Origin of the sequence: Gordonia sp. (in: high G+C Gram-positive bacteria) (genome assembly GCF_020438995.1) — a bacterium.
Lineage (GTDB): Bacteria > Actinomycetota > Actinomycetes > Mycobacteriales > Mycobacteriaceae > Gordonia.
In genome coordinates this window covers 40,553-51,942 of sequence record NZ_JAGQTN010000225.1, presented here as the reverse complement: position 1 = coordinate 51,942, position 11,390 = coordinate 40,553, and the positions used below count along the sequence as shown (strand labels likewise).

Genomic DNA, 11,390 nt, shown 5'->3' with positions numbered 1-11,390 from the left:
CCGTGGAGGCGATCGACCGTCAGGTGGTGCTCTACCGTTCCGACGACCTGCTGACCTGGGAGTTTCTGTCGTCATTCGGGCCGGCCGGTGCCGTCGGCGGTGAATGGGAATGCCCGGACCTGTTTCCGCTCCGTGTCGACGGCACCGACGAGACGCACTGGGTGTTGCTCGTCAGCCTCAACCCGGGCGCCATCGCAGGCGGGTCGGGAACGCAGTACTTCGTCGGCGATTTCGATGGGCGCACCTTTACCCCGCACGATGGCACGCCGCGCGTAAAGGCCGACGATGTGCCCGGCCTGCATGCGCTGAACTGGCTGGACTTCGGGCATGACTGCTATGCGGGGGTCACATTCGCCGGACTCGACGACGACTCCCGAACACTCATCGCATGGATGAGCAACTGGGATTACGCGCGCCACATGCCATTTGACGCCGATACTCCGCAACGTGGACGAATGACATTGCCGCGCAGGCTTTCCCTGGTGAAGGTGGACGGCCAGCTGCGGGTGCGGCAAACGCCCATCGGGCCACCCGCCGGCGAGGGCCCCACGGTCGTCACCGAACCCGTTGTGGTACAGCCGATCCGGGGTGCATGCCGGATCGACCTGGACGTCAGGCCGGACGGAGCTGCGGGGTTCGACGTCGAGTTCGCCGACGACAACGACTCCCGCGTCACGCTCACCTACAACTGCGCCGACCAGGAACTGACGCTGGACCGGCAGGCGGCCGCCCACGGTTTCCCGCCGGAGTTCGCCGGCACCGTCCGGCTCCCGGTCACCCCTGCTCCGGCCGCCGTGCCCGACGATTCGGCGGTGGTGTCCCTGACGATCTGGCTCGACGGGCACGCCGTCGAGGTGTACGCCGAAAACGGAACGCGGGTGCTGACTGAACTGATCGGCTCACTCGACGCGTCGTCGGTGCGGGTTTCGGGTCAGGGTGCGTCCGTTCGGGTCTCGATGCGACTATCGGATCTCACCGGTGAGGGCATCGCGATCCCGGCCGCGAGATAGCCCCCGGAACCGCTGAACTTTGCGTTCAGCTCCGGAACCCGGACCTGAACGCAAAGTTTGTGTCCGCATCCGGCGTTGCGATGCACCACTGATCCTCTCCGGCGAGGACTCCGCGTTTTGTTGCCGTCAGCGACACGGAAATGCGGAGTTTCCGGGGTCAGCGGAGGGTGGCGGGGCGGACGACCATGATCGAGCTGGCTCGACGTCCCTTTTCCTGGATCAGGGCGATTGCCTTGTCGGCGGGGTCTACTACGACGTAGATGTCTTTGCGGCCGATGGGGTTCAGCCAGCGACCCTGGCTGATGGACTCGGCTTCGTCGTCGTCGATGTCGCGGCGGGGGAAGGAGAGTTTGACGGCCTGATCGATGTCGAGGCTGACGTGGGGGTTGTCGCGGACCTCGTCCAATGTCAGGGCGTGGTCGAGGGTGAAGGGGCCGACGGCGGTGCGACGCAGCGCCGTCAGGTGACCGCCGACGCCCAGTGCGGTGCCGAGATCTCTTGCGAGGGAACGGATGTAGGTTCCGGCGGAGCATTCGACAGTCACGTCGAGGTCGGCGAAACCCGGCTCGTCGCGGCGGATGTGATGAATGTCGAAGCGGGACACCGTGACCGGGCGGGCTTCGAGGTCGAACTCTTGGCCACCACGGACGAGGGCGTGGGCGCGGCGGCCGTCAACCTTGATGGCGCTGACCTTCGCTGGGACCTGCTCGATGTCGCCGGTCAGGGCAGCGACACCGGAACGGATCTCGTCGTCGGAAACGGTTGAGGCGTCGAGGGTTTCGAGGATCTCGCCTTCGCGGTCGTCGGTGGTGGTGGACGCTCCCAGGCGGATCGTCGCCTCGTAGGCCTTCGTCGTCAGTGACAGCAGGCCGAGGAGTTTGGTGGCGCGTTCGATACCGATCACCAGCACGCCCGTCGCCATCGGATCCAGGGTGCCGGCGTGACCGACGCGACGGGTGTTGAAGATCTTGCGGCAACGCGACACTACGTCGTGGCTGGTCATGCCGGCCTCTTTGTCGACGATCAGCAGGCCGGCGTTCTCGATGGACGCGTCGGCCATGTCAGTTCAGTGCGATCGAGGTCAGGATGAAGTTCTGCTCGACACGCCACACCCCGTCGAACGAGGTCAACGGGGTGCCGCCGTCGATCACCGAACCGTCCACGAGGAGCTTGGACACGAACGTCCCCTCGTTGTCGCCGGTCTGCTCGAAGGTGATGTGGGCGTCCTCGAAACCGAGCCACCGCTTGGTCAACGGGAACCACGTCTTGAAGGTGGCCTCCTTGGCGCAGAACAGCAGCCGGTCCCAGTGCAGTCCCGCCGGCCGGGTCGCGAGCACGGTGCGTTCCTCGGCGATGCTCGTGTGATCGAGCACCCCATCGGGCAGCGCCTCGTGGGGTTCGGCGTCGATGCCCAGGGACCGGATCTGCAGCTTGTACGCCACCACCGCGGCCCGGTAGCCGTCGGTGTGGGTGATGGAGCCGACGATGCCGCGCGGCCAGATCGGGGCGGCCTTCTCCTGCGGCGACCCGGTGGGCGAACGCAGGATCGGCGCCGGTTCCACACCGAGCTGCGCCATCGCCTTACGCGCGCAGTCGCGGGCGGTGATGAACTCGCGGCGCCGCTTGTCGACGGCGCGGGCGATGATCGCCTCCTCCCCCGCCATCGGCGCGATACCCGGCGGGTCGGCGAACGTCTCCACCGATGCGACACCGGACGGCACAACCTGCTCGATCACACCCAGATCCTCTCCACGTCAACTCCGCCCGAAAGTCTAGTGGGAGCCGCCGAACGTGAACCCGTCCGGATCGTCGGGACGCGTCTCCCGCAGCTCCGCAGGCATCGGCCAGGACAGCACGAAACGTTCGGTCTTCGCGGTCATGTCCCCGAAGTCCTCCTCCTTGACGACGATCCGCTCCGGCGTGACCTCCACCAGACGCACCCGCAGAGGTTGCTCGCGCACACCTTCGAGCATGTAGGGGTCGGCGAGATAGCGCAGACCGTGGTTGTCGAGGGCTGCTTCGGCGTCGAGCCAGTCGACTCCCGATGCGACCACCCGGCCGAGAACGTCGTGTGCCGACCACGTCTCTCCCGACTCGTCGGCGGCGACGATCCAGCCAAGCAGTTCACGGTCGTCGCGGCGGTGTGTCGTCCAATCAGCGGGTACGGGCATCTGAATCAACTCCACCCATTACTGGATCCCAAGGATTCACAAGCTCGATGCCAGTACCGGCGAAGTCCGACACGTTGCGAGTCGCCAATGGCGCACCCCAGAACGCACAGATCGATGCGATCTGCGCGTCCGCCGCGGCGATCGGCCTGCCGACCCGTTCGCGACCGGCCACGATGCGCCCGTAGTGGCTCGCAGCGCGATGATCGAACGGCAAGATCCTGTCGCGGAAATCGCCTTCGACAATGTCCTCAATCGCTCCGGCAAGGGCGGACTTCCGCTTGCCGTCCGGCAGCCGTTCCATCCCGTACAGGAGTTCAGCCTCGGTGACGGCCGTGATAAACAGTTCGTCATCAAGGATGCCGTCGATCCACCCGATCACCTGGGGATTCGGTTCGACACGGATCACCTCCGACACCACATTGGTGTCGAGGACGATCACTCGCCGAACTCCGCCGCACGGGGCATCTCGGTGCGGGGAACCAGTTCCAGATCAAAGCCCTCGCCAGCGAGTCGACGGCGGATCCTCGTGGCAAGTCCGCGCTGACCGCGTGGTTCGTCGAGCGTGGTTCGCAATATCTCACGGACTTCGGCCTCCATGGATCGGCCATGTTCGGCCGCACGGATGCGCAGTCGGGCCTTCAGGTCGTCATCGAGATCCCTGATCGTCAAAGTTGCCATAGTCCATCTCCTTCATGCAATGCACTCAATGCTAGCAAGATGCGGTGCTGTGGACCAGCACGAGGAATCGGATGGGATGACGCAATCCGCATGTCCGTAGTGTCGAAGGCACCATGATGGGCGCATGGGCTTTTATGACGACCGGATTCTGCCGCATCTGGTGGAGAAAACGTGTGGGATGGCGGCGATGCGGCCGCTGCGGCGACGCGCGTGTGCGGGGCTGAGCGGAGAGGTCGTGGAGATCGGGTTCGGTTCCGGGCTCAATGTCGGGCTGTACCCGGATGCGGTGACGCGGGTCAGTGCCGTCGAACCGTCGGACGGCGGCTGGGGGTTGGCGAGCAAGCGAGTCGCGGCCTCGACGGTACCGATAGAACGCGCCGGTCTTGATGGACAGCGACTTCCGTTCGATGACAACACCTTTGACAGTGCACTGAGTACGTTCACGCTGTGCACCATTCCCGACGTCGGTGCGGCGCTCGCCGAACTGCGGCGGGTTGTGAAACCGGGTGGCACGGTGTGCTTTCTGGAACACGGACGCGCACCCGACGAGAAGGTCCGTCGTACTCAGCGGTTGCTCGAACCGGTCCAGAAACGGTTGGGTGGCGGCTGCCACCTCACCCGCGACGTCCCGTCCCTGCTCGCCGGTTCCGGGCTGGTCGTCGCCGATCTGGATCAGTTCTACGCGAAGGGCGCGCCGCGGCCGTACGCGGCGCTCAGCACCGGGACCGCAACCGTCTGAACAGCTACACGTGTAGCCGTCGGGGTGATGATCACCGGCTCAACTCCGCCGCGACAGGGCTGTCTCCCACCGGACGCGGTTGCCGGCGGCGTCTGATCCAGCCCGCGACGATCCCGTGGCTGGGGCTGAACAGGTAGACGAGGGTGAACAGGCTGCCCTGCACCACGACAACCATGCCGCCGGGCGAGGTGTCGCGATAGTAGGAGATGTAGAGGCCGACGAGGCCGCACAGCATCGACACGATGGGTGCGATGATCAGCATCCGGGAGAACCGGTCGGTCAGCAGGTAGGCGGTGGCGCCCGGGATGATGAGCATCGCGACCACCAGCACGATCCCCACCACCTGCAACGCCGTGACGGTCGTCAGCGCGAGCAGCCCGAGCAGCAGTGCGCCGAGCAGTCGCGGATTGAGTCCGATGGCGTGGGTGTGGATGGGATCGAACGCGAACAGGACCAGGTCACGGCGTTTGAGGAGCAACACCACCGCGACGATCGCGCCGAGCACCGCGATCTGCACCAGATCCGACCGCGAGACGCCCAGCACGTTGCCGAACACGATGTGGTTGAGGTCGGTTTGGCTGGGAGTCACCGAGATCAGCACCAGTCCGACCGCGAACAGCGTGGTGAACACGATGCCGATCGCCGCGTCCTCCTTGATGCGGCCCCGGTCACGGACCGCACCGATCAGTCCCACCGCCAGGAAGCCGAACACCACCGCACCGAGCGCGAACGGCGCGCCGACGATGTAGGCCAGCACCACGCCGGGCAGCACCGAATGGGAAACGGCATCGCCCATCAGCGACCAACCGATGAGCACCAGCCAGCACGAAAGCAACGCGCACACCGCCGACGCGATGAGCGTCGTCGCAAGCGCTCGGGCCATGAACGAGTAGGTGAACGGGTCGATCAGGTAGTCGATCACGCCACACCCCCGGGTGCCAGGTCGAGCGGGTCCACTCCGAAGGCACGGACCAGGTTTTCCGGTTTGAGCACCGTCTCGGGGGTGTCGTGCACAAGAACCTTGCGCATCAGCAGGATCGCCTCGTCGGCCAGCGCCGGCAGTGCATGCAGGTCGTGCGTCGACACCAGAACGGTTACCCCGTCGGCGGCCAGGGCCCGCAGCTGCGCGGTGATGGTGGCCTCGGTGCGTTTGTCGACACCGGCGAACGGCTCATCGAGCAGTAGGATCGACGCCCCCTGGGCGATGCCCCGGGCGACAAATGCCCGTTTGCGCTGACCTCCGGAGAGCCGGCCGATCTGCCGGTGCCGATACTCGGTCAGCTCCACCCGGGCCAGCGCGTCGTCGACAGCCGCCCTGTCCTTGCGGCGCGGCCTCCGGGTAAACCCCAGTTGCCCGTAGCGGCCGGTCATCACCACGTCCTCCACCGACACCGGGAACTGCCAGTCGATGTCCTCGGACTGCGGGACGTACCCGATCGAGGCCGACCGGCGCGCCGTGCGTGGTGCCTGGCCGCCGACGGTGACGGTGCCCGCATCGGGCCGCACCAGACCCATGATCGTCTTGAACAGCGTCGACTTGCCGGACCCGTTCATCCCGACCAACCCGCACACCGTGCCCGCCCGCAACGTCAGCGACGCGCCGTCGAGGGCGACCACGTCGCCGTAGCGGACGGTCACGTCGTCGACGACGATCGCGGCCGGATCAGTGGTTCTCATCGGTTCACCTGCCCGTCAGGCCCGACACGATGGTCTTCGCGTCGTGGCGGATCAAATCCAGATAGGTCGGCACCGGCCCGTCGGCATCCGACAGCGAGTCGACGTACAGAGTGCCGCCGAACCGTGCGCCCGTGGCTGCGGCGACCTGTTTCATCGGCCGGTCCGACACGGTCGACTCGCAGAACACCGCCGGCACGTCGTTGTCACGGACATAATCGATGGTCTCCGACACCTGTTTAGGAGTGGCCTGCTGTTCGGCGTTCACCGGCCAGATGTAGTGTTCGGCGATCCCTGCGTCGCGGGTCAGGTACGGGAACGCGCCCTCGCAGGTCACCAGGGCACGCTGCTTCTCAGGCACAGTGCGCAGCGCCGCGACCAGGTCGTCGTGCACCTGCCGCAGTTGCTTCTTGTAGGCCACCGCGTTGGCCTGGAACGCGACGGCGCCGCCGGGGTCGATGCCGGTGAAGGCCCGCACCAGATTGTCGACGTAGATCTCGACGTTCAACGGACTCATCCAGGCGTGCGGATTCGGTTTACCCGCATACGCATCGGAGGTGATGTCGATCGGTTTCACACCGTCGCTGATCACGACATGTTCGACGTCGAGCGGCTCGACGAACTGGGAGAACCACGATTCGAGGTTCAGACCGTTGTCGACGATGAGGTCGGCTTTCGCCGATCGCCGCATGTCGCCGGGGGTGGGCTCGTAACCGTGGATCTCGGCGCCCGGCTTGGTGATGGACCGCACGTGGATCCGGTCGCCGGCCACCACCGAGGCGATATCGGCCAGGACCGTGAAGGTGGTCACCACGATCGGTTTGCCGTCGTCGGGGAAATCCTCGGGTGCGCACCCCGACAGCGCACCCACCGCGACGACGGCAGCCACGACCGGCGCCCTCCACCGCAACCGACACCAGTTCCACATGCCCGATACCCTAATTTCGGGTAACCGAAATTTCTAGCAAGGGTGACCTGATTCTCACCCTGCGACGACGATCGGGTGATCAGGACCCGCCGGTCATGCGCCGCCGCGCCTCCGCCTGCGCGACCCGGCGCCGCAATGCCTCGGCCCGCTCGGCATACAGTTCCGGCGGCAGGTCGAAACGTTCGCCGAACTCCGACAGGTCGGCCGGCCTGACCCCCTCGTCGGGAACGATCTTGCGCAGCAACGGCTCGGGCAGTCCACGCTTCTTCCACTCACGGGGATAGCCGACCGACACCTCATCGAACTTGACGCCGTCGTACCAGGTGGAACGCGGAATGTGCAGGTGTCCGTACACGCAGTTCACCGCGTTGAACCGGGTGTGCCAGTCGGCGGTCAGCTCGCTGCCGCACCACAGCGCGAACTCCGGATACATCAGCACGTCGGTCGGTTCGCGGCGCAGCGGCCAATGGTTGATCAGGACCTTCCTCTCGTTCGGATCGAGCGCCTCCAGCCGCAGCCGGGTGGCCTCGATCCGCGCACGGCTCCACGCGTCCCGCGTCGGGAACGGTTCCGGGGACAGCAGGAACTCGTCGGTGGCCACCACGTTGCGTTCGCGGGCCAGCGCCAGCGCCGACAGCGTCGTCGTGGTGCCCTCGGGCCGGAACGTGTAGTCGTACAGCAGGAACATCGGCACGATCCGCACCGGCGGTTCCCCCGTGCCGGGATCGAACAGCGGATAGATGTCCTCGGGCGTCACCACGCCGATGTCCCGGCACGCCTGCACCAGATAGTCGTAGCGGGCCACCCCGAACAACTGACGCGGATCGCGGCTGGTCGTATACAGCTCGTGATTGCCGGGTACCCAGATCACGGTGTTGAACTTCATCTCCAACCGGCGCAGCGTGTCGATGATGTCGTCGGTGCGTTCGGCGACGTCACCCGCGACGATCAGCCAGTCATCAGACCTCTGCGGCCGGATCTTGCCGACGATCTCCTCGTTTCCACGATGCCCGACATGCAGATCACTGATCGCCCAGAGAGTAGCCACGAGGGTCCATAGTGCCAGAGCCCGCGTCCGGTATTGCGATCCCGGACGCGGGAACACCGAACATCGTCCCGCCCTGCTGATATGTTTTACATGTACTGACATATCAGAAGCCGGGCTATGGATGGAGATCTCTGTGATCGGTTCCTCGTTCGACGCCGACTGGACGGTCACGACCGAGACGCCCGGTCGACCCGCACGGACCGTCGGGCCGGCCACATTGCCGTACGACGCGATGATGTTCGAGACCCGCGATCCCGATTGCGCGGCTGCGCACAACACCGGCTACTTCCCCGGTGGTGTCTACCGCTACAGCAAGCGCTTCACCGCCCCGCAGGAGTGGCGCGACTGCGTCGTCGAGTGCGAGTTCGAGGGCGTCTATCACCGCTCGCACGTGCTGCTCAACGGCGTCGAGGTGGGCGGCTGCCCGTCGGGGTACACCGAGTTCAGGGTGCCGCTGACCGGGTTGCGGTTCGGTGAGACCAACACGATCGAGGTGATCGTCGACAACTCGCAGCAACCCAACAGCCGCTGGTACACCGGCAGCGGAATCTACCGTCCCGTGCACGTGCTGGTCGGGCCGGCGGTGCACATCGCACCCGGATACCCACAGGTGACGACGCGAACGGTCGCCACCGGGACCGCGACGCTCGACATCCGTACCGACGTGGTCAATGCCGGAGACACCGACCGCGACGTGTGGTTGGCGATCACGGTCGACGATCCGTCCGGACAACCGGTACAGCAGGCGCGGCGTACCGTTCAGGTGGCCACCGGAGCCCGGCTGCCCGTGACACAGACCGTCGAGATACCCGATCCCGCACTGTGGTCACTCCGATCACCCACCCTGTACACGGTGCGCGTCACCACTGCTGCCGGCGGACGCACCGACGAGGCACATGCCAGGTTCGGGATCCGCACCGTCGAGGTGACTGCGGCCTCGGGACTGCTGATCAACGGCGAATCGACCAAGCTGCGCGGCGCAGCGGTACATCACGACCATGGGGTGATCGGCGCGCATTGTCTCCCGGCCGCCGAGCACCGGCGCGTACGGCTGCTCAAAGAGGCCGGGTTCAACGCGATCCGCAGCGCCCACAACCCCGCATCACGGGCCATGCTCGACGCCTGCGACGAGCTGGGAATGTTGGTGATGGACGAGCTCACCGACGTGTGGACCCGACCGAAAACCACCTGGGACGCCTCGCTGGAGTTCACCGATCAGTGGCGCACCGACCTCGCGGCGATGATCGCCAAGGACATCAACCACCCGTCGGTGATCATGTACTCGATCGGCAACGAGATCGGCGAGACCGCGACCACCGACGGAATCCGGCTCGGCGCGCAACTCGCCGCGACGACCCGCGAGTTCGACCCTTCCCGGCCGGTCACCAACTGCATCAACGGTCTTCTCAATCTGGTGGCCTCCAAGGACGAGGCGAAGGCCCAGAGCAAGGCCGCCAAGGCCCGCGCCGCGGGAACCACGGCAGCCAACAAGAACCTGATTCTGCTGCTGAACCTGGCGATGGGTGCGATGAGCAAGATCATGAAAGTGGTCCTCACCAAACCGGTTGTCGACCGCAAGACCCGCGACGCGTTCGCCGACGTCGACATCGCCGGCTACAACTACATGGCTGCCCGGTTCCGCCAGGACCACCTGCTGCATCCGGACCGGATCGCCGTCGGCAGCGAGAATCCACCCACCCAAACCGTCGAGATCTGGCACGACATCGCCGACCAACCGCACGTCATCGGGGATTTTGTGTGGACCGGCTGGGACTACCTGGGCGAGGGCGCGATCGCCGCGGCCCGCTACAACGACCGTCCTCGGCTGTTCCAGCCGTACCCCGCGCTCGCGGCCGGCACCCCCAACTTCGACATCACCGGGCATCGGCACACGCAGACTTACCTCAACGAGATCGCGTGGGGTTCAAGTTACGGGCCGCATCTGGCGGTGCGGCCGGTCGACCATGCGCGGGACCGGCCGGTCGACTCCAGTTGGCGCTCCACCGACTCAATCCGCAGCTGGAGCTGGGCCGGGCTGGAAGGCGAACCCGCGACGGTCGAGGTGTACGGCGCAGACGGTGTGGCCGAACTGTCCCTGAACGGAGTACCGGTCGGGCGCGGGCAGATATCGGCGAAGTCCGGGCACCTGGTCAGCTTCACCGTGCCGTACGCGCCAGGGGAACTGACCGCGGTACTGCGCGGCACAGACGGCACTGAGATCGGCCGCGACACCCTGCGCAGTGCCGGACCGGACCTATGCCTGACGGTGCGGGCCGAATCCGGATCGCTACGCGCTGACGGCCACGACCTGGCGTTCGTACATGTCGAGATAACCGACGCCGAGGGCATCGTCCGGCCACTCGACGATCGTCCTGTATCACTTGAAATCGACGGTGCCGCTGCCCTGCTCGGATTCGGCAGCGCCGAACCGATCACCGAAGAAGGGTTCTGTTCACCTGTACACCGCACCTATCAGGGCCGGGCTCTGGCCGTACTGCGGGCCGGGCACGTGCCCGGCCAGGTGCGCCTGACCGCGTCGGCCCGCGGTTGCGCACCCGTCGATCTCACCCTCACCGTCGACGCAGCGGGCAGCGGAAGCGACGTCAGCGTTTGAAGTAGGTATTGCCGTTGCCGGTGTCAGTGAGTTTGGCGGTGCTGGGCCAGTAGGTGATGGTGTTGCCGTTGCCCGACACCGACAGCCGCTCGACGCCGCTGAGGATCACCTTGTTGCCGTCGCCGCTGACCAGCACCGAAGGACACATGCCCAGCAGCGTGACGATGTTGGCGTCACCGCTGATCAGGATCGCCTTACGGCCGCACGTCCAGACGACGGCACCCCGGTCCTGGCTGATCGTCGGGCCCTGGAAATAGTCACGCGAACCGCCGACCTGATCGTCGGCTTCGACCGTTTCCTCCTGGTTGCCCTCGTCGACCGGGTCGTTGTCCTCGGCCGCAGTCAGGCCGTCCTGGGTCTCGGGGCCGGGGGTCTCGGTGACGGTGACGGTCTCCGTCGCGATGACCTTGTCGAGTTGCTCGCAGCCGGACAGTGCCAGCATGCTCAGGCCCACGACCAACGCTGTCTTCGCCGGTCTCATTGCCATACGTTCGCTCCCCACCCCGCCGCCCGGACTCATTGCCGGCG

The 11,390-nt window shown here is 66.1% G+C and carries 13 protein-coding genes; 3 read left to right on the top strand and 10 right to left on the bottom strand.

The window, feature by feature from the left end; translation table 11 throughout:
• A partial coding sequence (locus tag KDB67_RS16115; protein WP_291017636.1) for a glycoside hydrolase family 32 protein occupies positions 1-1,010 on the top strand: 1,010 nt, incomplete at its 5' end.
• Between the two features lie 157 nt (positions 1,011-1,167).
• On the opposite strand, the gene truB is transcribed toward KDB67_RS16115, so the two are convergent.
• Genes truB through KDB67_RS16090 form a run of 5 tightly spaced genes read right to left on the bottom strand, consistent with a single transcriptional unit; the run spans position 1,168 to position 3,859 of the window.
• Complete coding sequence (gene truB, locus KDB67_RS16110; protein WP_291017634.1) at positions 1,168-2,070, bottom strand: tRNA pseudouridine(55) synthase TruB; 903 nt, start codon at positions 2,068-2,070, stop codon at positions 1,168-1,170.
• Position 2,071: 1 nt separating this feature from the next.
• Complete coding sequence (locus KDB67_RS16105) at positions 2,072-2,746, bottom strand: 4'-phosphopantetheinyl transferase superfamily protein (protein WP_291017633.1); 675 nt, start codon at positions 2,744-2,746, stop codon at positions 2,072-2,074.
• Between the two features lie 36 nt (positions 2,747-2,782).
• A complete protein-coding gene (locus tag KDB67_RS16100) occupies positions 2,783-3,181 on the bottom strand; it encodes a hypothetical protein (RefSeq protein ID WP_291017631.1) in 399 nt (132 codons plus the stop codon).
• A complete protein-coding gene (locus KDB67_RS16095; protein WP_291017629.1) occupies positions 3,165-3,620 on the bottom strand; it encodes a type II toxin-antitoxin system VapC family toxin in 456 nt (151 codons plus the stop codon). Before KDB67_RS16095 ends, KDB67_RS16100 begins: the two co-directional genes overlap by 17 nt.
• On the bottom strand, positions 3,617-3,859 hold the full coding sequence (locus KDB67_RS16090; RefSeq protein WP_291017626.1) for a plasmid stabilization protein: 243 nt from the start codon (positions 3,857-3,859) through the stop codon (positions 3,617-3,619). The genes KDB67_RS16095 and KDB67_RS16090 overlap by 4 nt, the downstream gene beginning before the upstream one ends.
• Before the next feature lie 124 nt (positions 3,860-3,983).
• Here KDB67_RS16090 and KDB67_RS16085 point away from each other — a divergent pair, with 124 nt between their 5' ends.
• On the top strand, positions 3,984-4,598 hold the full coding sequence (locus KDB67_RS16085) for a class I SAM-dependent methyltransferase (protein WP_291017623.1): 615 nt from the start codon (positions 3,984-3,986) through the stop codon (positions 4,596-4,598).
• A gap of 31 nt (positions 4,599-4,629) precedes the next feature.
• Here KDB67_RS16085 and KDB67_RS16080 read toward each other — a convergent pair whose 3' ends face one another.
• The 4 genes from KDB67_RS16080 to KDB67_RS16065 form a co-directional block, all read right to left on the bottom strand.
• Positions 4,630-5,481, bottom strand: a complete 852-nt coding sequence (locus KDB67_RS16080) for a metal ABC transporter permease (RefSeq protein ID WP_291017648.1) — start codon at positions 5,479-5,481, stop codon at positions 4,630-4,632.
• A 35-nt stretch (positions 5,482-5,516) separates the two neighbouring features.
• On the bottom strand, positions 5,517-6,275 hold the full coding sequence (locus KDB67_RS16075; RefSeq protein WP_291017620.1) for a metal ABC transporter ATP-binding protein: 759 nt from the start codon (positions 6,273-6,275) through the stop codon (positions 5,517-5,519).
• Positions 6,276-6,279: 4 nt separating this feature from the next.
• Positions 6,280-7,200, bottom strand: coding sequence for a metal ABC transporter substrate-binding protein (locus tag KDB67_RS16070; RefSeq protein ID WP_291017618.1), 921 nt, complete (start codon positions 7,198-7,200; stop codon positions 6,280-6,282).
• A gap of 79 nt (positions 7,201-7,279) precedes the next feature.
• Positions 7,280-8,248 carry a metallophosphoesterase gene (locus KDB67_RS16065; protein ID WP_291017616.1) on the bottom strand — a complete coding sequence of 323 codons (969 nt, stop codon included), beginning with the start codon at positions 8,246-8,248 and terminating at the stop codon, positions 7,280-7,282.
• A gap of 121 nt (positions 8,249-8,369) precedes the next feature.
• Here KDB67_RS16065 and KDB67_RS16060 point away from each other — a divergent pair, with 121 nt between their 5' ends.
• On the top strand, positions 8,370-10,862 hold the full coding sequence (locus tag KDB67_RS16060; RefSeq protein ID WP_291017613.1) for a glycoside hydrolase family 2 TIM barrel-domain containing protein: 2,493 nt from the start codon (positions 8,370-8,372) through the stop codon (positions 10,860-10,862).
• Here the strand turns inward: KDB67_RS16060 and KDB67_RS16055 are convergent.
• On the bottom strand, positions 10,852-11,349 hold the full coding sequence (locus tag KDB67_RS16055) for a DUF3060 domain-containing protein (RefSeq protein ID WP_291017610.1): 498 nt from the start codon (positions 11,347-11,349) through the stop codon (positions 10,852-10,854). The two genes, KDB67_RS16060 and KDB67_RS16055, sit on opposite strands and share 11 nt — an antisense overlap.
• Between the last annotated feature and the right edge of the window lie 41 nt (positions 11,350-11,390).

Excerpts from the sequence above, each read along its gene's own strand:
- truB (WP_291017634.1), bottom strand. The coding sequence starts at position 2,070 with ATGGCCGACGCGTCCATCGAGAACGCCGGCCTGCTGATCGTCGACAAA.
- KDB67_RS16100 (WP_291017631.1), bottom strand. The coding sequence starts at position 3,181 with ATGCCCGTACCCGCTGATTGGACGACACACCGCCGCGACGACCGTGAA.
- KDB67_RS16090 (WP_291017626.1), bottom strand. The coding sequence starts at position 3,859 with ATGGCAACTTTGACGATCAGGGATCTCGATGACGACCTGAAGGCCCGA.
- KDB67_RS16085 (WP_291017623.1), top strand. The coding sequence starts at position 3,984 with ATGGGCTTTTATGACGACCGGATTCTGCCGCATCTGGTGGAGAAAACG.
- KDB67_RS16080 (WP_291017648.1), bottom strand. The coding sequence starts at position 5,481 with ATGGCCCGAGCGCTTGCGACGACGCTCATCGCGTCGGCGGTGTGCGCG.
- KDB67_RS16075 (WP_291017620.1), bottom strand. The coding sequence starts at position 6,275 with ATGAGAACCACTGATCCGGCCGCGATCGTCGTCGACGACGTGACCGTC.
- KDB67_RS16070 (WP_291017618.1), bottom strand. The coding sequence starts at position 7,200 with ATGTGGAACTGGTGTCGGTTGCGGTGGAGGGCGCCGGTCGTGGCTGCC.
- KDB67_RS16060 (WP_291017613.1), top strand. The coding sequence starts at position 8,370 with ATGGAGATCTCTGTGATCGGTTCCTCGTTCGACGCCGACTGGACGGTC.
- KDB67_RS16055 (WP_291017610.1), bottom strand. The coding sequence starts at position 11,349 with ATGGCAATGAGACCGGCGAAGACAGCGTTGGTCGTGGGCCTGAGCATG.